Raw genomic sequence first — 23037 nt, 5'->3', positions numbered from 1 at the left:
ACCACCAGGTAGCGAAAGGATAGAAATGGTAAGCCACTAGCCCGCTAGTTAACCCGTTCTGCCTGGATGTAGGGCCGAAAAGCCGCTCTGGTGGCTGTAAACGCTTACCATTTCTATCCTTTCGCGCTTGCGGCTCCATTTTGGCTTACCATTTCTATCCTTTCGCGGCCGTCGGCCAGGAAAGTGCCTGCGCACGGTAGTATCTGATTATTCTACTAGACGGCTGTGGGGTGGTCGATTAGTCGGGGAGGATAACGCGGTAAGGCGTAAAACCAAGATAAGCAAGGTCTTTAGACTATTTATATACCAATTCAGGGGAGGTGTGTACCGGGACCCTTCAACCTATAGCATTAAATAGTACAAATAAATATTATAAAAGTGCAATCCCGTTTTGTGCTAAAACGTGCTTTTGAGGATTGTTGTTTCTTGTCCCGTTCCCTCGTTTTGTACCTTTTACCAGCTTTTCGGAAAGTGAACATCAACAAATTTGTGTGCTTTTTTTATTTGTCAAGTATTTACTCTATTTGCAGGGCTCATAACTGGCTGATTATTTGGGTATTGCACCTCACAAAGGATAGAAATGGTAAGCAAAAGGATAGAAATGGTAAGTGGAAAGGATAGCTTTTGTAAGCGAAAGGATAGAAATGGTAAGTGAAAGGATAGAGATCGTAAGTGGAAGGGATAGAGATTGTAAGCGAAAGGATAGAAAATTAAGAAAGCCTTACCTTCAGTTTATAGTTATTCGTACCTTGGGTTACTTGACCTCCCTGCTATCCCTGTCCCGCTATGTCCTCCCCTGCCCCGGCTGCCGACGCTACCTACTTGGAAATTCGGCAGCATAACGCCATTACGACTGCCCGCTACGAGATGAGCGCCTGCGAGATGGACATTGTCTTCTCCCTGCTTTCAGTACTGCGCAAGGAAGACAAACCCGGTACCATCTACCGCATCCGGGTGAAGGAGCTCGAGCAGCTCACGGGGCGGGCCTGGAATTATCAGCGCCTGCTGGAGGCGACTTCCAACCTGCGCAGCCGGGAGTATCACATTGAGGACAACAAGCACGTGCTGCAGGTGGGTCTGCTCGCCTCGGCCCTGTACATCAAGGGGGAGGGCATTATTGAGTTGGAGATCTCCGAGCGGATGCGGCGCTACCTGATTGATTTAAAGAACAACTTCACCTCCTACCGCCTGCAGTCCGTGTTCAGTCTGTCGAGCAAGTACGCCAAGCGTATTTACCAGATTGCCTCGCAGTGGAAGGACATCGGCGAAACCAAGACTTTTACCCTGGATGAGTTTAAGATCATGCTCTCCCTCAAGGACCCGAAGGGCCAGGAGTCGGAGCAGTACGAGAAGATTTCTGCCCTGCAGAAGTACGTCCTGGATGTGGCCACCACCCAAATCAACGAGCATACTGACCTACGCATTACCTATGAGCTCCTCAAAAAAGGGCGCTCCTTCCACAGTATTCGCTTCTTTGTTAACGCCCAGGTGCCCCAGCAACTACCGATTCCCTTCGAGGACGGGGCTGAGGAGGAAAAGCAGCGGCGGGCCTTGCAGAACCTGGAGGAGCTGGAAATCCGCGACCCCAAGCTCATTAGCCAGATTCTCGGGGACGCCAAGAAGCTGAATGCCCTGTTCTCGTTTACCTACAAGCACAAAACCGGCAAAGTAAAAGCGGACAAGAACCCGGGGGGGTTATTTTTGAAGATGGTAGGTCTGCGCTAAGCCCTTGCGGGTAGCGCTAGGCTGCAGGTAGGCGGTATGGCGAGCTGGCTTGCACCCTTGCCGCACCAGCGCACGTGAACTAACGCCGGATAAGCAGCTCTGCAGCGCCCCCAGATGATTGGCTCTTGTACCTTGGCTCTTGTACCACGATGCACCACCAAGAAATTGAGCCGCCAGCCGCGTTAGGGGAGCTCATCCAGTACTTTTGATATGGCTGCTCCGACTTCGGCCAGCAACTCACGCGTGTTGAAGTGCCCCGGATGGTTATGCGGAAATTATTTTTCATTTTGGCCGGGCTTGCCACCTGGCCCCACCCGTGGGCTGGCCAGCCCGGTTCTCCCCCTTGCTGACGGGACTGCTCCAGCAGCCGGCGCAGTTAAGCACGCAAGACCGGTTCGAAATCAGTACGTTGACAACCGTCAGCCCGCCGACGGAGTAACCGATAAAGGTCCGGTAGGTGGTTGTTGGATATGTGGCATTGCTGTAGGGAATCAGCTGCTTTTCAACGGAGAACGTACACTTTTCCGCCCGTGCCGACTGAGCCAGGGTATTCCTTGTCGACCCTCATAAACGGCTCCGAGTTCCTGCAGGTCTTATATCCGGGCTGGCCAACCCTGTCCGGGGCCGGGCCGTTGATTCAGCTTTTGCGATCTGGGCCGTTCGGTGGCCCTTCACGTTTCAGCTTGGCGGCCCGTATGGTGGCCGGGCGGCTTGTTCTCTTCTACTATGGCACTTCACTTTATCCGACGGGGTTCCGGCTCCCCCCTACTCCTGGTTCACGGCATTGGCGGCAGCTGCCGCTCCTGGAGCACGATTCTCGATGCCCTGGCGGCCGAACATGAGGTTATTGCCGTGGACTTGCCCGGGCACGGGGCGTCGCCGCCGCTGGCGGGGCCCCACACCATCGGCACGCTGGCTGATGCGCTGACGGCCTTTCTGGCCGAGCAGGGCCTGCTGGGCATCGACGCGGTGGGTAGCTCCATGGGGGCCCGGCTGGTGCTGGAACTGGCCCGGCGCGGCGGGGTGCTGGGCGCCGTGGTGTCGCTGGACCCGGGCGGGTTCTGGCAAGGCTGGGAAGTGCCGTTCTTCTACCATTCCGTGGCCCTGTCGCAAAAGCTGGTGACGGCCCTGCAGCCGGTGATGCCCGCGCTCATGCACTCGGCGGCGGGGCGCACGGCGCTGCTGCCCCAGTTTTCGGCCCGGCCCTGGGCCGTGGATGCGCAGCTGGCGCAGGAAGAAATGCACACCCTGGCCCACACGCCCGTCTTTGCGGAACTACTGGATGCGCTGGCGCACGGCCAGGTACAGCAGGGCGCCGCAAAGGGCAGTCTGCCGGCCCCCCTGGTCATTGGCTGGGGGCGGCACGACCGGGTGTGCCTGCCCGGCCAGGCGCCGCGGGCCCTAGCCTTATTTCCCGATGCCCGCCTGCACTGGTTTGCCGGCAGTGGGCACTTTCCCCAGTGGGACCAGCCGGCCGAAACCGTGCGCCTGATTCTGGCAGCCGTGTCCCGGCAGCCGTTCCGCGACGAGGACATTGCCGGGGCCGACCAGCGGCCGGCGAAGACCCCCGCAATGCTGGGAGCGGCTGTTGCCGCGGGGCTACTGGCCGTCGCCGGCGCGCTCTGGCTGCTGCGCGGCCGTCGGCGCTGACCGACTGGAAAGGTCGAATACGCCCATTGGGAAGAGCTGCCGCCGCCTACGTAAACAGACTAGCTTATGCACTTTATCCTGTGCCTTTTTGATCTTCTTTCACTGTCGAAAGAGCCCGGCCCCACCGTTGCTTTCACCGAACCGCTCACTACCCCGCCCCGGATTCACCGCGCTCCTACGCTGGCCGGGCTGCTATGAGTGGCTGGCACTCGCAAGCGCATTGTGGCAGCCTGGGGCGGGTCGGCCCGCAGCTGTACACTTCCCCAAATCGAGCGTCAGTAATGAGTAGAGAAAGGCGTAACTTTCACTACCTGACGACTGAGAAAAGGGACGATTCAGCGAGGCTCAGATTGTAGCCATTCTCCAACAGCCAGCCAGCGGGCAGACGGTCGCTCAGATTGTGCGCGAAGATTGTGCGCGAACATGGCTTGAGCAAGGCCACATTTTACGCCTGGAAAAGCAAGTATGCCGGGGCCAGCGTGGCCGAGCTCATCCGGCTCAAACCCTTGGAAGAAGAGAATCGCAAGCTCAAGCAAATGTTTGCCGACCTGAGCGTAGAAAACCAGGCTATCAAGGAGATCCTGCAAAAAAAGTAGCCAGCCCTGCGGCGCGGCACCAGGCAGCGCCGCAGGGCTTAGTGAGTAAGGGCTGGAGTCAGCGCCGGGCGCGGGCCCTGGTGGGGCTGGCGCCCGGTAGCTATACATCCTGTGGCGCAGGGGCGAAACGATGAGCCCGTGCAGCAGGCCCTTCGGGCATTAAGTGGGCGGCACCCGGGCTGGGACTTTTGGAAGCTGCACCATCGGTTGCGCAAAAACGGGCGGCTCATCAATCACAAACGCACGCTGCCCATCTATCGAGCCCTGGGGCTAAACCGGCCTCAGCGCTTAAAAAAGCTCCTGCCTGCCCGCGTCAAACAGCCCTTAGCGGGGCCCGAGGCCGCCAACGGGTGCTGGTCGCTCGACTTTACGAGCGACGTATTGACCGCTGGCCGCCGGTTTCGCCCGCTCATCGTACTCGACGATTGCAACCGCGAACTGCTGGGCGTAGAAATTGACTTCTCCTTGCCAGCCAGTCGCGTCGGGCAAGTGCTCACGCGCTTAGCTGAGTGCCATGGCCGCCCCCTGCAGCTGCGCACCGACAACGGGCCTGAATATATCAGCGCCAAACTCAGTGAGTGGTGTGAGCAGCAGGGTATCGTCCTGCACTGGATTCAACCCGACAAGCCGACGCAGATTGCCCACATCGAGCGCTTCAACGCTCGTTTCGCCGCGAACTGCTCGACGCCCACCTGTTTCGCTCGCTGGCTCATGTGCGCCAGTTGGTGAACGAGTGGCGGCTGGACCTATCCTAAGAAGCAAGAGGCGCTGTGACGCAATACCCACGCCTTTCTCGGGCAGGTACTCTCCCCACCGATTTCACCTTTGAGGTACAACTGCTCGATGAGTTCAAAGGCCACGTGCCGCCTCCTCGCCTTCACGGGCGGATCTCGCAGAGCAATTGCCAGATCCGCCCGTGAAGGTGAGGAGGCGGCTGGATCTTCTCTACAACCATGAAGGCGGTAGCTACCATGCCCGAACTGGAGTATCGTTCGTTCTCCGGCAACCTAACTGAGCCCTATTTGCTGGTAATGCCACTGGAACTTGCCGTGATACGGGACTCACTGGCCCGCGAGCACTACCCTCAGGAAAAAAGACGGAATTACGGCCGTTGTTTCTGCACCAATGGCTTATCCAGTATCCACTGATGGTAGCCTATTGTCACCAGTATGCGCTGCCCCCCTTCCATAGCAGCCAGTACTTGGCTTTCTGTGCTGACGCTGGGAGTAGCGTTGCTAGCCCTAGTGACCGCTCGCTGGAAGAGAAGCAGAGAAGACTCCATTAGGAGAAACCTACTACAACGTTTGCCTATACAACCGTCTAACTGCACCCAACCGAAGCTGGCCCTGGTTACTAATTCAACTAAATAAAAAAAAGTTGGTAACCTTTCCCGTTGTGGTCAGTTTCCACGCTCGCATTCTATCCCTGTAGTTATTCAATCCTGCCCGATGGCCTGTTTCACCCGACCGTTTACCACCATGCTGCACCACCTGCTCGTGGTCTGCACGCTGCTTGTCAGCAGCACCGGCGCCAGCGCGCAGGCCCCGGCCCGCCAACCCAAGCGGCTACACAAAAGTGAGAAGATCGACAGCTTTATGACGGCGCTCTACAACCGGGGACAGTTTACCGGCGCTATCCTGGTGGCCGAACACGGCCGCGTCATTTACAAAAAGGCATTCGGGCAGGCCAACCGCGAGCTAGGTAAGCCCTTTACCCCCGGCACCCAGGGGCACATTGCCTCGATTACCAAGCCCTTCACGGCCATGGGAATTATGGTTCTCAAGGAGCAGGGCAAGCTCAGCTACGACCAGCCCATCCGGCAGTTTTTCCCCGGGCTGCCCGCCTGCATGCAGCCCGTTACGCTGCGGCACCTGCTGCAGCATACCTCCGGCGTCACGGGCTACGCGGACTTCCCGGACATGACCCAGCAGGACGTATTCAAACTGCTACAGCAGCAAGGAGCCCTGCACTTTCAGCCCGGACAGCGTTTTGAGTACAGCAACGGGGGCTATATGCTCCTGGGCATGGTCATCGAAAAAGTATCGGGCCAGTCGCTGAATGGCTTTCTGACCCAAACCATTTTCCGGCCCTTGGGCATGAAGCACACCCAGGTGGACGAGCTACCCAACCGCAACGTGGTACGGGCTATCGGCTACGATATGTACGGGAAGCGCAACAACTACGACGTGTTTACGGGCGGCGACGGCTCCATGATTTCCACCGTCGAAGACCTCTACAAGTGGGACCAAGCCCTGTACCATCCCCGCTTCATCAAAGCCGAGACGCTGGCGGAAGCGTTTACCCCTTCGGCGCTCAGCACCAAAGACGACCCCTTTGGCGAAAAGAGCTACGGCTTTGGGTGGTGGATAACCGAGCGTAACGGCGCCAAGCACATCGCGCACAACGGCGCTTTCGGGGGCTACCGCGCGGACATCGAGCGGTTCCTGGGCCCGCGCAACACCATCATTCACCTGAGCAATTTGCGCCACTCGATCATGTTCGAGCTGCGCGATGGTATCACCAACATCCTCGAAGGCAAGCCCTACGCGCTGCCGAAGGTATCCGTCAGCACGTGGCTCTACCAACGGGCCGAGCAGCAGGGAATGCCCGCGGCGCGCCAGGCATACTGGCGCCTGAAGCAGTCGGCCGACAGCACCAACTACAATTTCAGCGAGGGCGAATTGAACTCGCTCGGCTATTACCTTAAAGGCCAGAACCGACTCGCCGACGCCACCGAAGTCTTCCTGTTGAACACCGAAGCCTACCCCCACTCCGCCAATGCCTTCGACAGCCTGGGCGAAGCCTACCTGGCGGGGGGCGACAAAAAACGGGCTTTGTCCACCTACCAGAAGTCGCTGAATTTCAACCCGGCGAATACAAATGCACTAGCTGTAGTCCGGCAGCTGCAAGCGGAGAAGCAGTAAGCTCGGCCGCGGCCCGAGCAGGCCTACGCACGGGTGCGAACCCAACCCTAGGGCGTACGGACAATTATCATTACGTGCCTGGGTCTGACCGGAGATGAATTGAGTGATGGGGCGTGGGTGAAGCTGGCGCCGCACCTGGCCGGCTCGTGAGCAAACACCAGTTGAGCGCCAGAGCCGGAAGTAGAAGCGTGTTTCGACGAGGCACGAGGCATCACCAACAACAGGATGGTACGGAAGCATGAGCTGGTGAAGGCAACAGTCGGACTTAGTTTCTGGATAAGGACCGATAAATGTCGTGGGGGCTTATCAGGCCTTATAATTGGCTCATTAAGGTATTCCCTTTTAATACCCCCGATGCCTGTTATGCCGACTGCCCAGCCCAAGTGCGTGGCCCTCAACGCCCGCGTCTCCACCCTTGACAAAGGTCAGGGCCCGGAAACGCAACTGCGGCCGCTGCGCGAATACGCTCAGCACCGGGGCTTCGTCGTGGTCGAAGAATATGTCGACTAGGCCTCGGGCGGCATTCAGCGCCGGTATCAAGGGACGGGGTGACCATCCAGAAAGTACGCCGGTCGCCGTTCGATAGCTTCCCGGACATTGGCCGGGGAAATAAGGTCTACCGCTTTGATTCGACCCAGGGCTCCTTTGACACGGTCATCCGTCCTGCTAATTGGTTGTACTTACACCGGGGCACCGAGCCTTAGTTTCCCACTTCGGGCTGGGTGAAATGCTTGCGTAGCACCTAGTTGATTTTGTCGCCAGTGAGGGCCTTGGTTAGGTAGCCGGTTTGGGCAAGCCCAGCATCTGCGCTACGTCGTGGGGGTTGAGGAAAGTGGGAGCATGATGATGACTACCGGGAGGCATGGGCGGGCCGCCGGGCATAGACCTGCCGGAGCGCGAAGCCGTTCTTGAGGCGGAATTTTTATGTCAAGCAGCTTCAGGGATGAGCAGGTGGGCGTAGTGGGCGTGCACCAGCTCGAGGGCCTGCTGACCGTTGCCGGTCTTAAGCACCATGTCGCTGACGGCCATGCGCCAAAGCAGGGCTTGGTTAAGGTAGTTGGTCGTCGACGGGCAGGGTGCAGGCAATCGCGGCCATGAAAGTTAGGCGGGGATCACCTGCCCGGACGGGCTGGCGGTATGGGGCAGGAAGACGAAAAAGGTGGTACCGGCCCCAAGCTGGGAGTGCACCTCAATGCGCCCCCCGGCATTCTCCACCATGCGCTTGACCATGTAGAGCCCGATGCCGCTGCCCTCAACGTGGTCGTGGAAGCGCTGGAACATGGTGAAGAGGCGCGGCAGGTAGGCCGGGTCAAGCCCCAGGCCATTGTCGTGCACTTCCAGCACGGTATGGCCCGGGCGCACGTGCGCCCGCATATCCACGTGCGGGGTGCGGTCGGGGTGGCGGTATTTGACGGCGTTGCTGAGCAGGTTATAGACGATGCTGCGCAGATTCTTGGCGGAAAACTGCACCGGCGGCTGCGCCGATATGTCGACGAAGAGCTTGGCGCCGGCGGCCTGCAGCAGGTGCTGTAGGTCCTGGCGCACATCGTCCACCACGGCCGCCAGGTTGACCAGGGTAGTGGTGGGCGTGTGTTCCTTTTGCAGCTTTGCTACCTCCGTGAGGTGGTCGATGGTGCGCTTGAAGCGTTCCACCGCGTCGAGCATGCGGCTAAGCGTGGAGCCGACTTCCGCATCCTGGGCTACTTCAGCGGGCAGTTCTTCCTGCAGCAGGGAGAGCAGGCCCTCGATGTTGGAAATGGGCGCTTTGAGGTCGTGACTAGCGGTGTAGATAAAGTTGTCCAGGTCCACGTTCGTGCGCAGCAGCTGCTGGTTGGACTCCTCCAGCTTCTGGACCAGGGCCCGGGCCTGCTGTCCGCCCTCCTCCACCACGTGCCGCGCCTGGACCTGGTCGGTGACTTCGTGGCCAAACATGAGCACGCCATCGATGTGCCCCTGCGCGTTCCGGCGGGCCTGAATGGTAAAGGTGAAATACAGCTCTTGCAAGGGTTCGCCTTCGTGCCGGGCCATTTGCAGGGGCATTTCCCGGGCCACAAAGGCTTCGCCCGTGCTATATACAGTCCGCAGCGGCTCCTGCAGCGCAGTGCCGCGCAACTCGGGCAGGGCATCGAGCACGGGCTTGCCGAGCAGGGCGCGGCCGGGAAAGGCCCGCTGGTAGGCGGGGTTGACGAGCTGAAATACCAGGTCGGGCCCGGCCAGGATGACGATGGGAGCCGGGGCCTCCATGAAGAGGCGGTGCAATTGCTGACGCTCCGCCTCGCCCTGCGCGCGGGCCTGCACCTGCTCGGTGACGTCAAAGGCGAAGATGGAGATGCCAGCAATCTGGCCGTTTTCACGGTAGGCCTGGTAGGTGAAGGTGTAGTACACCTGCTGGGCGGGGCGGTCGTCTTCGGGCTGGACGCGCATGGGCAGCTCCACCCCAAAGAAAGTTTCACCGGTGCGGTACACGCGGTCAAGCTCGGCCAGAAAGCCCGCCTCCTCGGTTTCGGGCAGGGCTTCGGCCACCGGCTTGCCGGTGAGCTGGCGCTCGGGAAAGAGCTGCTGGTAGGCCGTGTTGACGTACTCAAACCGGTACTCGGGTCCGCGCAGCAAGGCCACCGCGGCGGGCGTGTCGGCCAGGATGTGGAACAGGGCTTCGCGCTGCTGCCCTTGCCGCTGGGCCGCGGCGAGCACCTGGGCCTGCAGGGCTTCGCGCTGCTGCCGGGCCCGCACCCGCTCGGTTACGTTCAGGGCAAAGCTCATCACGCCCTCGATGCGCCCACTCGCGTCGTAGGTGGGCTGAAGGGAGATGTCGAAAAACTCCTCGTGCCCTACCCCATCGCCGAGAAGGTCGAGGCGGTGGGGCTGTTCCAGGGCGTGCACACCCTGGCCCGTGCGGTACACGCGCTCAAACAGCGCGTGCTGGTCGTCCGGGAACTCGGCCAAGGCCTGGCGGCGGGGTAGGCCGAGAAGCTGGCGGTGGGGTAGCATACGCTGGGTGTCGGGGTGCACCAGGGTCCACACCAAGTCGGGACCGGTGAACAGGTTGATATGAGCCGGCGCTTGGCCGAAAAGCCGCAGCAGCCGGCCCTGCTGCTCTTCGGCTTCGGCGCGGGCAGCCTCCGCCTCGTGCGTGCGCTCCCGCACCCGGGCTTCCAGTTCCCGGTTCAACTGCTCAGCCTGCTGACGGGCGCGCACCTGCTCGGTCACGTCGGTGCCAATGGTAAAAATGCCGGTGACGCGGCCGTCGGGTCCGCGCTGGGGCTCAAATACCGTGTTCCAGTACACCTGCTCCGGCTGGCCCCGGCGGTGGATGGTGGTGGGCTGCTCGTAGGCCGTCTGGGCGATGCCGGTGGTGAACACGCGCTCGAACAAGGCCACCACGTCGGGCGTGGCGGCCTCGGGCAGGGCCTCGAACACCGGCCGGTGGAGCACGTCGGCAAGGGTGCGGTCCCAGATGGCCAGCGTGGTAGCGTTAGCCACTTCCACGCGGTGCTGGGGCCCGTGGTAGACGGCCACGGCCACCGGGGCCGCTTCCAGAAAGTGCCGGAGGTCGAGGCGGTGCTGCTGGGCCTCGGCGCGGGCGGCCAGCTCGCTGGCCTGACTTTCGCGCAGCAGGCGCGCCGCCACGCGGCTGGCAGTGATGTCCTGCACGGACTGGATGATGTAGCGCACCTGCCCGGCCGCATCGAGCACGGGCGTGTGACGCGGTAGCCAGTGGCGCTCCACGAAGTGGCCGGGCCGGGCGCGGTCAGGCACGTCGTAGTGCTGCGGGGCCATGTCGTGCGGCTGGCGAGTGACCATGACCTGGGTGAGCGAGGCGCGCACGTTGGTTACGGCGTTGGCCTGGGGGGTGAACGGGTTGTCGGGAAAGGCCTCAAAGATGTGCTGCCCGATAATGGCCTCCCGCTGGGTCATGGTCGCGGCCAGGTAGTCGTCGCTGGCGCCCACAATCACCCACTCCGGCGAGAGCAGCAGGGTGGCGCCGGGCTGGGCGTTAAACACGGGCAGAAGGTCGGGCGGGGGCAGGGTGGTGGGCATCAAGGAGAAGATAAATTCCAACCAGCCCTTCCGGAAATCTTAGTAGCGCCGTAGCAAAAGGGCAGCTGGTGGGCTAGTGAAATCAGAATAGGTCACAGTGGTTGCGGCGGCTCGCTCACAGTGTTTACGCACAAGGTAAGCAAATGACTAGCGTACGAATGTGCTTCGGCACGCGGAAGTGGTAATAGCTGCGCAACGGGCCGAATCAGCCCGATCATGCTTACTTCCCGGCGCCTGATCAGAAGTTATTGCCCTTGGTCGCCGAAACGGTAGAAGCTATTATATAAGCATGGATTAGCCCCAAGCCGGACACCCAGTGACAGTATACATGGGGGAAAATGCGCGTAAAATACGCGGAGACTGCCTTTCTGGAGTTCCGTTGTTTTCGGATATCCGTCAACTAAACAGCGGAATTATTTTGGTAGGGCAAACGAGTTTAAAAAATCTCAGTGCATCTTTGCGCAGATTTAACCAGCTAGTTAAACCATCCTGCCAGTGGACACGCAGAAACGCTCAACCGAGGAACTAATTTTGGAAGCGGCGCAAGCCGTGTTTTTGGAAAAGGGCTTGGCCGGGGCGCGCATGCAGGAAATTGCCGACCGCGCCGGCATCAACAAAGCCCTGCTGCACTACTACTTCCGCAGCAAGGAGAAGCTCTCAGCGCTCATTATTGAGCGGGCCATCAGCGTGATTCTGCCGCGCGTGATGGCGGTGCTGGACACCGACCTGGAGTTGTTTGACAAAATCAGGCTCGTGGTAGATACCTATCTCACCTTCGTGAGCCGCAACAGCTTCCTGCCCCTGTTTATCGTGAACGAAGTAAACCGCAACCCGCAGTTTTTCTTCCGGACGGTGGTGGACAATAAACGCACCCACCTCGACAAGTTCCGCCGCCAAGTGGAAGAAGCCGTGGCGCAAGGACGCATTCACCCCATCAGTCCCGCCCAGCTGTTCATGAACGTCATGTCACTGGTTATCTTTCCTTTCCTAGGCAAGCCCATCATCCAGGTTGGATTAGGGCTGAGCGAGGAGGAATTTAAGCGGGAGATGGAGCACCGCCACACCGAAGTAGCCGAATTTGTTATCCGGGCCATTCGAGCCTGATATTTTTTTGCTCGTCCATTAACCAAATAGTTAAATCGCATGGATAAGATACAAAAGGGGCCGTTTTGCTTCTTTGGATGGGCATTCGACGCTGGGCCAGCCCGTTACCCTTTTCCCGCCGCTGGCCAGGCACAACAAGCAGCCGCCCTGCATGTTACGGCAGATCCAATCCGCTTATTTCTTGACCCAGGTCACCCCAGTGGGGGACACTAACCACTCTTCATCCTATGGAATTTATCATTGTCCTGTTGACCCCCATCCTCTTCATGCCCATGGTGACAGGCTATATGGCGTACGAAAATGGCCGCTCCTTTTGGCGCTGGTTTGGCATCGGCTTCGCGCTGCCTTATTTCTCGCTTTTACTCATCACGTACCTTGTTCACCGCGACAAACGGAAGTCCCGGACTGCTTAATCCACTGCCTCTAATCCCCATTTGCCGGGAACGCCTTTCCGGCCTATACGTGAGCGTACAGGGGGGGGGACGAGCCATCGGCTTTCAAGTCAATTGTCAGGCCACTTTACCTTACCGTCAGAGGCGATGAATCGCGAGTGGAGGCAAATCGATTCTGCTACTGCCAGCCGGCGGGCACGGGTGGAGTCGTTGTAGCTGCTGAGCTACCCCCCCCCCCGATTCTACCACCCCGATTCTACCGCCCCGATTCTACCGCCCCGTCCAGCCGCCCCCACTTACTGCTAGAGGTTTCGGCACCCGCCCAGTGTAGCTGACCGTGCCAGTACGCCTGCCGCAACAGCTCGGGGCCACGAGCCGGCACCTGTTAGGAAGGGTATTTATCTCCGGCGGTGCTGGTGTAGGGTTCCCGAGCCCAGTCTACCCCGTGATAGGCTACAGGATCGGCGGCCCTGGGTCCAAACAGGCGCATAAGTTGGCCTAATACGGCCGCCTGTCGTTCGGCAGCTGTGGCGGCCCGCATTGCATGATGGGCAAACCAGAATCCAAATAGGGCACCAGGCAACCCGCATTCGCGTCAATGCGGTGTCCCCGGCGGTCGTGGTCACTCCTAATTATGGCTCCTTTGTTGAGCCCGACAAAAGTGAAGAATCCCTGCAGGGCTTTAACGGCTTTCACTCAAGCGGCCGGGTGGGCACGGCAAGCGACGTGGCGCAGACGATTGCTTTCCTGCTCTCAGATGCCGCCCGTTGGGTAACGGGTGCGGTGTGGGAGGTAGACGGAATGGGTGCAGGTACGGGCGGCTTACCCCACAGAAGCGGGGGGCGAATTCGACGTCAGTGGAGACGACCTTACGGCATGGAATGGTAAGGAGCCAGCGGCGGCAGTAGCGATAGACTGCACAGGTGCTTTTCAAAGGATGGGGAAGTACGATGTAAAGGCACCGGGTAGCCACCAGTCAGGGCACCACGGCGCAGGTTGTATACCCAAGTGGCGCCCAACCCGTAGCTTTAACCTTCGGCCAGCGGCAGGGCCAGATGGGCCGTGGTGCCCTGGCCGGGGATGCTGGTTAGCCAGAAACGGCCCTGTTGGCACTCGGCCAGCCGACGCACCAGCGGCAAACCCAGACCAGTGCCACGCTGGCCCGGCAGACGCGGGGCCAGCCCAGTGGCGGCGTCCTGCGTACCGAGGGTAGCCAGTTGGGCGGTGGTCAGGCCGGGGCCGGCATCGGCTACGCTCAGCTCCAGCCCGTGGTCAGCCGGGCGGGCGGCCAGCGTGATAATGGAGCCTGAAGGGGCCGCCTGAAGGGCGTTCCCGAGTAGATTGCGTAGTTGCGTGAGTACCATGTTGCGGTCGGCCCAGAGCGGAAGCAAGCCGGCGGAAACGCTCACCTGCAGCGTTACCTCACGGGCCCGGGTAGCGGGAGTGTAGAGGGCCGCCACCTCGGCCAGCAGCTCGGCGGCAGCCAGCGGTTCGGGCTGGTAGGTCAGCTCTCCGCTTTGCTGGGCGGCCCAGTGCAGCAGGTTGTTGAGCAGGCCGGTAAGTTGACGGGTGGTCTGACGCACCTCGGCCGTGACCTCCGTCCACTCGGCGGGGCCCGGCGGTCCGGTCCGGCCGTAGTAGTCGAGCAGGGTCGCCAGCCCCTCGAACGCGGCAAGCGGGGCGCGCAGATCATGGCCAATAATGGAGTAGAGACGATTCTGAGTGGTTTGGGCGGCGCGCAGGCGCGCCGCCAGCCGGCGGGTAGTGCGCAAAGCCAGGGCCACGCCCCCCAGCGCCAGGGCCAACCCGGCGGCTCCCACCCCGGCCCAGCGCGCGACTTGGCGCTGCTGCCCACCAGCGCGCGTCAGTTCGTGGATCCGGAGCTCTTGGAGGCTGGTACGGTAGCGGGCTTCGGCGTCCGCCACCGCCAAGCGCTGCTGGCGGCCACTGAGCGTATCGCCCAGGGCCATGGCTTGGCCTTGGACTTGATAGGCGCTATCGTAGCGGCCCTGACGGGCGTAAGCAGCCGCCAGCAGGTGCAGGACTTGGCTCAGGGCCTGAGGCTCCAGAACACGGGGCTGGCGCCGGCTGAGGGGATGCAGCAGGGCGGCAGCGGCCAGGTAGTCGCCCTGACGCATCCACTCGCGGGCCAGCACCATGCCCAGCCGGTCGCGCCGCCCAGGTTCGGGTACCGAGTCATGGGTGGCGTGAACGCGAGGGGCGTACCCGGCCGCGGGTACGCCATCAGCCCGGGCCCAGCCGGCTTGCAGCTGGGTAAACCGGGCAAGCAACTCGTAGTAGCCCAGCTCCACCCGGAATTCGGGGCCCGCGGCCGCCCGTAGCCGGGGCAATAAGGCAGCGGCGAGGGCCAGGGCGGGGCCAGTGGCGCGGTCACGGGTGACCAGACAGGCCTGTGCTTCCAGTACGGTCAGGGCGCTGGCGTGAGCCAGTAGGTCGCGGTCAGTGGGGCGGGCTCCCAGACGGCGGCGTAACTCGGGCTGCGGCTCGGTGGCCAGGTCGCGCAAGTAAGCGGGGCGGGTGGACAGCAGGTAGGGGGCGTAGCCTTGAAGGGTAGTGGCCCATTCTTGGGCCGCATCCTCCCAGTTGTAGCGGCGCTGCGTGCGCAGGACCGCTAGGGCCTGTTCATAGTGATTAATGACCAGGGCGAGCTCGCCCTGCTCGTGGAGGGTTTCGGCCAGCAGCGTATGTACCCAGGCGAGGCCACCCAGTTTCTGCGGGGCGCTGTCGGGGGGGCACTGGTAGGCGCGGCGCGCCAAGTCGTAGCAGCGCAGGGCGGCGGGCAACCGGCCCTCAGCCCGCCAGGCCTGGCCCGCGTTGGCGTAGTGACCGGCCAGGTAGATGCCCACGGCTCCGCGGTGACCATCCAGTACCCGGAACGTAGCCCGAGCGGCGCTGTCAGGAAAAGCCGTGGCTAGTACCTGCGCCGCGTGCAGAAACGTGAGACGAGCGCTGTCGTAGTGCTGTCGACGCCAGTGTAGCTCGGCTAGCCGACCCAACACGGAGGCCTGCTCAAGCGGTAGCTGCTGGGAGAGCGTCTCGCCTAGTTGGGCAGCAGCCCGCAGGGGGGCCACGCCGGAGTCCGGGGTAGCCGCGTAGCTCTGGTAGATGCCGAAGCGGCGCAACTGGCGGAAGCGTAGCTCAGTCGGGGCCGGGGCGGCCAGGGCGGCCAGGGCGGCCCGTAAGCGCCGTAGGTCAGCGTCGCGCCCAGCGCCAGGGTCAAGTAGGCGCGCGGTCAGCCAGGGCGCGGGTGGCGGGGTCGGCTGGCAGGCGAGGCCTACTACCGCCAGCAGCCCGGCCAGCACCCAGGATACCCAACCTCTCCACCGGCTGGTCCGGAATCGTCTCATGCTGCGTCGGCTGATCGTTCGGGTAATTTTCTGCACAGCTAACCTCTAGCTATAAGCTGAGTCTAAGAGGTTGGGGGCATGCGTATGTAAAAATAAATAGCCTACTGTACTGGGTCCGTACCTATACGAGCAATGATTTTGGCATGAAGCGCGAAGCGGCAGTGCCCACCCACAAGGGTAGAAGAATCTTGAATATAGTATATGAGTTGCGTAAAGATTCGAGTACTGTGCTAGAAGTAATGACAAACCCCGGGAAAGATAATCCGCTTGCTTCGTGCAGCAACACGACTGATGAGGCAACTACACAAGCATTGTCTAAGAATAGGTGGGTGCGTTTAAAAAAATGATACACAATCAGCTTTGGTCAAGATATCGCGTTGTGCTCCAAACTTCTGGTCGCGGGTCTAGATGCGGGCGTAGCCAATATTTCTAGCACAAGTACAGGGTACTCATCAAGAAGATACGCAGTCGTGTACTTGGCTCTCTGTACCAGTTTACTGAACTGATTAGGGGCCGTTTAAGCGCTTTCTTCCTTGTATCTGCGGGAGGTAAAGTTGTACGGAGAAAGGAGCTTCTTGTATAGATCCAACACTGGTAATCCTTACCCACTAGCAGCTTCAGCACAGATTACGCGTAGCAAGAAATCCAACATATACTGAGCGTCGGGGTGGTGTCTGAGCACCTAACCGAAGGTGGCGAACCACTTGTTCATTACGTCTTGCAGTTAGTGCAACTAATGCGAAAACCCGCTTTTGCGTTTGGGCGCTGGTCCCGGTTGTTCTGTATATAGGGCTAAGCCTGCGCTAGAGTAACTCCAAACGGACGGGCGGCCACCAGTGCCGCGGTCAACCCTTTCATCTTTGGTAAGTAAAGTCGCAGGTCTGGTTACTAGGCTCATGCCGGCTGACAGGCGGTATGGAAATGATTAATAAAGCAGTACGTTACCACGGTCTGTTCCCCGGTGGCCCACTGCAGCCTGGGTTTTATAGAATTTTTTTCCTCCCTCCTCCGCGAAGGCCTAATTGCAAAGCACTACGCCACGGTCCCGCCGCAGCTCGAGCCCGCACCGGCCGTGCAGCCGTAGCAGTGCTGGTTGAGCACGATGGGACGCTGGGCCAAGGCTGTAGCGTCGAAATTGCGGATGTGCTGGCTGGTGCTGGCCACGTGCAGGTCAAGCATCTGGTTGAAGTCGCAGTCGTAGAGGCCACCGTCCCAGCCCACCGAAATAGTGTCGCGGCACATCACGCCGGCGGCGGCAGAGGGATTAAAGGCTGTCACGAGCTTCTCCATGTAGCCCGCATAGTTGCCCGACTCAACCAGGTAGTCGAGAAAGCGGCTCACCGGCAGGTTGGTAATGGCAAACAGGCCGTTGAACACAATGCCGTGGTCTCTGAGCAGCGCTTGCTTGAACTGCCGCTCCAGCGCCGCCTGAGGGCCGGGCATAAACGCGCCAGCCGGATTGTAGACCAGGTTCAGAACCAGCCCAGAGTCAGGCTGACCGTAGCCCACGGCGTTCAGCATTTTCAGGGCCCGGATGGAATCGTCGAACACGCCGTCGCCGCGCTGGCGGTCGGTTTTGTCGGCCGAGTAAAAGGGCAGCGAACTGACGACTTCCACGCCGTGCTTTTTGAAAAACTCGGGCAGGTCGTAGTACTTCTTGTTGGCGACAATGATAGTGAGGTTGCAGCGCACCAATACCTTGCGGCCCAGCGCCGTAATCTGCTCCACAAACCACCGGAAGTCGGGGTTCATCTCGGGGGCGCCGCCGGTGAGGTCCACCGTCGGAATATCAGTGGCGGCCAGCGCGTTGAGGCAGAGCTGCATCGTTTCGCGGGTCATGATTTCCTTCCGGTCGGGGCCGGCATCCACGTGGCAGTGCTTGCACACCTGGTTGCACATCTTGCCCACGTTGATCTGCAGCACCGCCGGGGCCACCGGCCGCAACGGAAACAGGCCCACTTCCTGCATCTTGACGTGGAAGGGCGGCAGATGCAGCACGTCCACTACTTCCTGGCGCAGCACGGTGAGCTGAAAAGCCGGGTCGGCGAGCTGGTTGCCCGTGGCTTTGAGTGATTTTATCATAGCAAAGAGGTGGCGCGTACGCGGCAGGTGCGCGCGTAGGCCGGGTGGAAATCAGTTAACGCGCGGTGCCGCAGCAGCCACGCTACGTCGCTACATGGATAGCTCTTTCACCTTGTTCATCATCTGCACGCCGTGCACCAGGGTGGCGCCGCCGCGGATGGCCGCGGCCACGTGCACGGCTTCCATCATTTCGGGTTCGGTGCAGCCCTTCTCGAGGGTGTCCGCCGAGTAGGCGTCGATGCAGTAGGGGCACTGTACGGCGTGCGCTACGGCCAAGGCAATGAGCGACTTTTCGCGGGCAGTAAGGGCCCCTTCGGCAAATACGGCCCCGTAGTAAGCAAAGAATTTATCGGCAAACTCCTTCTGAAACTCACCAATGTTGCCAAATTTTTTGAGGTCGGCAGGGTTGTAGTACGATTCCATGCGTGGATTTAAGTTGAGATACGAAAAAAAACTAAAAACTAGATTGCCGGCAGGCTACTCGTAAAAATTGCGCAGCCGACGCTGGGAAGTTAGCACCACCCAGTCGCCGAGGCGGGGCAACAGCGCGTGCACTACCAGAATAAGGCGGCCCAGGCCCGAAATAACCGTTCGCCGTTGCCGCCGCCGTACGTGGCGCAGGATGATGGCGGCCACCTGCGCTTGCGACTTTTGCCAGCGCGGCGGGCGGTGCGCAATGGGCACGGGCTGGCCGGCCGCGTTGAGTACGCGCTTGTCGGGGTCATTTTGGGTGAAGCCGATGTGCACTACCCCAAAATGCAGGCCGGTGGCCGCTAGTTCCAGACGCAGCGTGTGCGCCAGGTTGGCCAGCGCGGCCTTGCCGGCGCAGTAGGCCGAGCCGCTGGGCATTCCATTCAGGGCCGAGATGGAGGAAATGAACGTGACGCTGCCCCGGGCCTGGATGAGGTAGGGCAGCGCCGCCTTGAGCGGATACACTGAGCCGTACACGTTGCTGTCGAGCACCTGCCGGAATACGGCTGGCTGCATATCGGCGAAGTAGGCCCGCTGCGAAATACTGGCGTTGGTAATCAGGATGTCGAGCCGGCCGAATGCCGCAATGGCCGTGGCCACGAGACGCTCGCAGGCGGCGTAGTCGGTGACGTCAGCCACGCAGGCGGCTACCTGGAAGCCCTCGGCGGCCAGCGCCTGGCGGGTGGATTCGAGGCGCTCGGCCTGGCGACCGTTGAGCACTACGGCGGCTCCTTGGCGGCAAAAGGCGCGGGCCGTTTCGCGGCCAATGCCCGATTCGGACCCCGTAATCAGGGCGACCTGGCCGGCCAGGGAAGTAGATTTTTTATTGAACATACCCGTGGGTGAGAAACCAATCGAAAGCCTCGGCCACGGTTTGGTTGATGGGAGTTTGGGGCAGGCCTAGCTCGGTGCGGGCTTTTTGGGCAGTGAAGTAGTGGCCGTCATTGGCGACGGCCGCCATGGCCGCATTTACCGGGGCCGGGCGGCCGGTGAGCGTGGCCCGCCAGTCGCTGAGCCGCCCGTAGAGGTTGGCTAGCGGCGGCAGCACTGGCCAGCGAGGAGGCGCTACCCCGAGCACGCCGGCGATCAGCCCGAACGCCTCTTGGTAGCTCAGGTTTTCGTTACCCAGAATGTACGACTCGCCCACCCGCCCCTGGGTAAGGGCGCTAACGGTAGCCACGGCCACGTCCTGCACGTGCACGTAGTTTTTGCCGCCCAGCGGGTAGCCGGGCAGCTGGCCGGCGTGCAGCGCCAGTAGTAGCGCGCCCGAGGTGGGCCGGGCATCGCCGGGGCCCAGCATAAACGTGGGATGCACCAGCACGGCCGGCAGTTGCTCGCCGGCGACGGCTGCCAGCACGAGATCAGTGGCGGCGCGCTTGCTGTCCATGTAGTCGAGGCCGTAGCGGCGGCCGGCGTAGGGCCGGGTTTCATCGCCGGGTTGGGCCTTGCTGCCAAAGCCGTGCACGTTGGCGGTGCCCACGTACACGAAGCGGTCTACGCGGGCTTTAAGTGCCAGCCGTAGTAAGCGTTCAGTGCCGCCCAGGTTGGCCGCCCACACGGCCCGATTCCGGGCAGGGTTCACCTGGGCCAGGGCCGCGGCGTGAATGATAGCGCCGCAGCCGGCAAGCAGGGCACCGGAATCGGCCTCCTTATCAGGTTGAGCGATATCAAACTCCACTACTTCAATGGGCAGCGACGACAAAGGGGGCAGCGCCGAACTGGCCGCGCCGCCCGGCCGCACTAGGGCCCGCACAGGGTAGCCGCGCCGCAATAGCTCGGACACTAGGTGGCGACCTAAAAAGCCGTTGGCACCCGTTACGAGCACACGAGGAAGCGGGGAGGGCAGCGGCATTAGCGGTAATTGAGCAGCGCCTTGTAGGTGCGGGCAATGCGGGGTGGCGGCAGCTTAAGGAAGTACATGGCAAAGGCCGTGAGGTTGGCCAGCTGCACGCGCAGCCAGCTGTTGGTTTCGTACTTGCGGGCCGATACCACCACGTCAAGCGGCACGATGTGGAAGCTGGCTAGCCGCCCAATGCGCTGGATAATCTCAAAGTCTTCCATGATGACAAACCGCTCATTGAACCCGCCCAGCTGCTCAAACAGCGCCCGCGTGACAAACAGCGTCTGGTCACCACCCCGGCTCATAATACCCTTGAAGCGAGTGCCATAGCTGTTAATGCGCAACAGTGGGTGCGGCGAATCGAACCGGAAGCGGTAGCAGCCCGCTGCGTGGCCCTGCGCTACGGCCGCCGCAATGGTCGCCACGTAGCCGGGGTGAATGCCCACATCGGCGTGCACGAAGTAGAAGACATCACCGCGCGCCTGGCTGGCGCCGTAGTTGAGCTGGGCAGCGCGGCCGGGCTTGGGCGCGGGCAGCACGGTGGCCCCGGCGGCGCGGGCCACCTCCGCCGTGCCATCGGGGCTGCCCGCATCCACCACCAGGATCTCAACGGTGCCGGGCGGGGCGTGGCGGCGCAGGTCGGCCACCAGCCGGCCGATGTTGGCCGCTTCGTTGTACGTGGGAATAATGACGCTAAGCATAGAACTGAACTGGCTAGGAAGCCGCAACTTCTGAATTAAGTAGTAAAAAAGGGGTAACCCGCTTAAAATGCCTCGCCCACGGTCAGATAAAAGCCGCTCGACTGCCGCCCCAGGCCGTAATCGAGCCGCACGTTGAGGTGGTCGCGGCGGTTGGCTGTAAAGCGGAGGCCCGCCCCGTACGCGCCTTTCGGCTGGCCGAGGCGCAGCAGCGTCTCGGCATCACCCAAAGTGCCCACGCCACCGAATACCACCGCGCCCAGGCGCTTATACACGTCGAATCGCACCTCCGCCTGCGCCAGGGCCGCGTTCTGGTCGCGGTAGCGGCCCTCGTAGTAGCCCCGCAGCCGCCGCGAGCCGCCCAGCAGCGACAGGGCATTAAACGGGGCTGTGCCCGCGATAAAGCTGCCGTAGGCGTTGGCGGCCAGTACCGCGTGCGTCCCCAGGGCCCGGTAGCTAGATACGTCGGCCACGTAGCGGTTAAAGCGGGTGGTGGCGCCCGCCATGCCGGCACCCGCGGCCCGGTTGCGGATAAAGGCGCTGAGGTCGGCTACTACACCTTTGGTGGGGAAAAACACGTTGTCGCGCGAGTCGTAAAACAGGCCTAGGCCGCCCCCGGTGAGGCGGCTGCCGAGGCCACCGGGTACGGTGCCGCTGGCCAGCAGCCCGCCGGCTTCCACGCTGCTGACGCGGTAGTCTTCATACTGGTAGCGTAGGCCCGCGTAGAGCTTGCCCGCACCCATCCCCGCCCCTACGCGCCGGAAAACATTGACCCGTACTCTGGGGAAATTGACGCCGAACAGCTCGCGCGGCACCTCCCGCTGGCCCACACCGTAGAAATAGTAGTTGTAGCGGTAGTAGCCGGCCTCGCCGTACGCGTAGTACCGGTTGTGGTCGTAAAAAACCTGGAAGGGCACGTACAGCAGCAGCTGCCGGTTTTGGGTGTAGGCCAGGGCCAGGGTGAACTGCGACGGCCGGGCCGCGGCAAAATCGTCGTCGCGCCGGAAACGCACGGTGGCCGTGGCCGCTACACCGTAAGCCAGCCGGGTTTCGGGTGTGTAGTACACCAGCGGTACGGGCAGCAGGCTTAAGCGCTTGGGGCGCAGCGTATCGGCCGGGGCGAGCCCGGCCAGGGCCAGCAAAGTGGTGGATAAAAGCACAGAGGCAAAACTACTTTCCAAAGCCTACGAAATTGCGGGGCCCGGAAGATTGCCGCCCGGCAAACTTTACGGCCCGGCTTTGTCGTATGTAGCTTCTAATGAACAAACTCATGAAAACCTCGACCCTGGCCGCTCTGCTGCTGGTTGCTGGCACGCTTACCACCGCGGCCGTGGTAGTGCCCGGCCTCAACCCCGTGCCGACGCCCGCCTACGTCGAGGCAGTCACCGGTGCCCTGGTCGACCACAGCGCCTACGACAAGCTGCTCAAAAAGCATGTAAACGCCCAGGGCCTAGTTAATTATAAGGGTTTTAGGGCCGATGAAGCGGTTTTCAACCAATACCTGGCGCAGCTAAGCAAAAACCCGCCGGCCGCCAACTGGTCCAAGGCCGATCAGATGGCTTACTGGATCAACGCCTACAACGCGTACACCATCCGCCTGATCCTGGACCATTACCCGGTGCAGAGCATCAAGGATATTGGCTCGAAAATCAAGATTCCGTTCGTGACCACGCCCTGGGCAGCCAAGTTTTTCAGCATTGGCGGCGAGAAAATGAGCCTTGACAATATCGAGCACGGCATCTTGCGCAAGAAGTACAACGACCCGCGGATTCACTTCGCGCTGGTGTGCGCGTCCATTTCGTGCCCGCGCCTGCGCAACGAGGCCTACACCGCCGCCCAGCTGGAAAAGCAGCTCGACGAGCAAGGTCGCGACTTCCTGAACAACCCGGCCAAGAACAAGATCAGCAAGTCGGAAGCCCGGCTCTCGAAGTATTTTGACTGGTACAAGGGCGACTGGCAGAACAACGGTCAGTCGGTGGTAAAGTGGGTCAACCGCTACTCCACTACCAAAATCGACGCCAGCACCAAGGTTACGTACCTGGACTATAACTGGAACCTGAACAAGCAGTAGCCCCAGCGGCACGCTTCCGCAAACTTCTGCTTACTAGCCCGCAGCGGCTACCTGAAATCCAGTGCCGGCGTGGCCTAA

At 61.3% G+C, this 23037-nt stretch carries 19 protein-coding genes; 10 read left to right on the top strand and 9 right to left on the bottom strand.

The window, feature by feature from the left end:
* Positions 1-786 precede the first annotated feature (786 nt).
* The 6 genes from ABIB60_RS14710 (at position 787) to ABIB60_RS14685 (ending at position 7405) form a co-directional block, all read left to right on the top strand.
* Entirely contained in the window at positions 787-1725 is a 939-nt protein-coding gene (locus ABIB60_RS14710) for a replication initiation protein (protein ID WP_354580926.1), read from the top strand.
* Positions 1726-2451: 726 nt separating this feature from the next.
* On the top strand, positions 2452-3375 hold the full coding sequence (locus ABIB60_RS14705; protein WP_354580925.1) for an alpha/beta fold hydrolase: 924 nt from the start codon (positions 2452-2454) through the stop codon (positions 3373-3375).
* Positions 3376-3788: 413 nt separating this feature from the next.
* Entirely contained in the window at positions 3789-3971 is a 183-nt protein-coding gene (locus tag ABIB60_RS14700; protein WP_354580923.1) for a transposase, read from the top strand.
* 111 nt (positions 3972-4082) lie between these two features.
* Positions 4083-4700: a DDE-type integrase/transposase/recombinase gene (locus tag ABIB60_RS14695; protein WP_354580922.1), complete on the top strand. Its 618-nt coding sequence runs from the start codon at positions 4083-4085 to the stop codon at positions 4698-4700.
* Positions 4701-5449: 749 nt separating this feature from the next.
* Positions 5450-6895, top strand: a complete 1446-nt coding sequence (locus ABIB60_RS14690) for a serine hydrolase domain-containing protein (protein ID WP_354580920.1) — start codon at positions 5450-5452, stop codon at positions 6893-6895.
* A 354-nt stretch (positions 6896-7249) separates the two neighbouring features.
* Positions 7250-7405, top strand: coding sequence for a recombinase family protein (locus tag ABIB60_RS14685; RefSeq protein WP_354580919.1), 156 nt, complete (start codon positions 7250-7252; stop codon positions 7403-7405).
* Between the two features lie 417 nt (positions 7406-7822).
* Here ABIB60_RS14685 and ABIB60_RS14680 read toward each other — a convergent pair whose 3' ends face one another.
* Together ABIB60_RS14680 and ABIB60_RS14675 are read right to left on the bottom strand one after the other, a co-directional pair.
* The gene (locus ABIB60_RS14680) at positions 7823-7981 is read right to left on the bottom strand and encodes a hypothetical protein (RefSeq protein WP_354580917.1); all 159 of its coding nucleotides are present in this window, start codon (positions 7979-7981) and stop codon (positions 7823-7825) included.
* Between the two features lie 15 nt (positions 7982-7996).
* Complete coding sequence (locus ABIB60_RS14675) at positions 7997-10933, bottom strand: PAS domain-containing sensor histidine kinase (protein ID WP_354580915.1); 2937 nt, start codon at positions 10931-10933, stop codon at positions 7997-7999.
* 495 nt (positions 10934-11428) lie between these two features.
* On the opposite strand from ABIB60_RS14675, the gene ABIB60_RS14670 reads away from it, so the two are divergent.
* The 3 genes from ABIB60_RS14670 to ABIB60_RS14660 all read left to right on the top strand — a co-directional run bounded on the left by ABIB60_RS14670 (position 11429) and on the right by ABIB60_RS14660 (position 13317).
* Positions 11429-12037, top strand: coding sequence for a TetR/AcrR family transcriptional regulator (locus ABIB60_RS14670; protein ID WP_354580913.1), 609 nt, complete (start codon positions 11429-11431; stop codon positions 12035-12037).
* Positions 12038-12264: 227 nt separating this feature from the next.
* Positions 12265-12450 (top strand): hypothetical protein, encoded by a 186-nt coding sequence (locus tag ABIB60_RS14665; protein ID WP_354580911.1) that lies wholly within the window; start codon positions 12265-12267, stop codon positions 12448-12450.
* A gap of 519 nt (positions 12451-12969) precedes the next feature.
* Positions 12970-13317, top strand: coding sequence for an SDR family oxidoreductase (locus ABIB60_RS14660; RefSeq protein WP_354580909.1), 348 nt, complete (start codon positions 12970-12972; stop codon positions 13315-13317).
* A gap of 140 nt (positions 13318-13457) precedes the next feature.
* Here ABIB60_RS14660 and ABIB60_RS14655 read toward each other — a convergent pair whose 3' ends face one another.
* The 7 genes from ABIB60_RS14655 to ABIB60_RS14625 form a co-directional block, all read right to left on the bottom strand.
* The gene (locus ABIB60_RS14655) at positions 13458-15797 is read right to left on the bottom strand and encodes an ATP-binding protein (RefSeq protein ID WP_354580907.1); all 2340 of its coding nucleotides are present in this window, start codon (positions 15795-15797) and stop codon (positions 13458-13460) included.
* Positions 15798-16829: 1032 nt separating this feature from the next.
* Positions 16830-17876 carry an arsenosugar biosynthesis radical SAM (seleno)protein ArsS gene (gene arsS, locus ABIB60_RS14650; protein ID WP_354581060.1) on the bottom strand — a complete coding sequence of 349 codons (1047 nt, stop codon included), beginning with the start codon at positions 17874-17876 and terminating at the stop codon, positions 16830-16832.
* Between the two features lie 93 nt (positions 17877-17969).
* On the bottom strand, positions 17970-18302 hold the full coding sequence (locus ABIB60_RS14645; protein WP_354580906.1) for an arsenosugar biosynthesis-associated peroxidase-like protein: 333 nt from the start codon (positions 18300-18302) through the stop codon (positions 17970-17972).
* A 54-nt stretch (positions 18303-18356) separates the two neighbouring features.
* Complete coding sequence (locus tag ABIB60_RS14640) at positions 18357-19184, bottom strand: SDR family oxidoreductase (RefSeq protein ID WP_354580904.1); 828 nt, start codon at positions 19182-19184, stop codon at positions 18357-18359.
* Positions 19174-20202 (bottom strand): NAD-dependent epimerase/dehydratase family protein, encoded by a 1029-nt coding sequence (locus tag ABIB60_RS14635; protein WP_354580902.1) that lies wholly within the window; start codon positions 20200-20202, stop codon positions 19174-19176. Before ABIB60_RS14635 ends, ABIB60_RS14640 begins: the two co-directional genes overlap by 11 nt.
* Positions 20202-20891 carry a TIGR04283 family arsenosugar biosynthesis glycosyltransferase gene (locus ABIB60_RS14630; protein ID WP_354580900.1) on the bottom strand — a complete coding sequence of 230 codons (690 nt, stop codon included), beginning with the start codon at positions 20889-20891 and terminating at the stop codon, positions 20202-20204. Before ABIB60_RS14630 ends, ABIB60_RS14635 begins: the two co-directional genes overlap by 1 nt.
* A 62-nt stretch (positions 20892-20953) precedes the next feature.
* Positions 20954-22048, bottom strand: a complete 1095-nt coding sequence (locus ABIB60_RS14625; RefSeq protein ID WP_354580898.1) for a BamA/TamA family outer membrane protein — start codon at positions 22046-22048, stop codon at positions 20954-20956.
* Between the two features lie 110 nt (positions 22049-22158).
* Here ABIB60_RS14625 and ABIB60_RS14620 point away from each other — a divergent pair, with 110 nt between their 5' ends.
* Positions 22159-22959, top strand: coding sequence for a DUF547 domain-containing protein (locus ABIB60_RS14620; RefSeq protein WP_354580897.1), 801 nt, complete (start codon positions 22159-22161; stop codon positions 22957-22959).
* The last annotated feature ends 78 nt before the right edge of the window (positions 22960-23037 follow it).

The organism is Hymenobacter sp. UYP22, assembly GCF_040547285.1.
Classification (GTDB): domain Bacteria; phylum Bacteroidota; class Bacteroidia; order Cytophagales; family Hymenobacteraceae; genus Hymenobacter.
The sequence above is the reverse complement of the archived record's forward strand: the minus strand, read 5'-3'. Positions and strand labels throughout refer to the sequence as shown.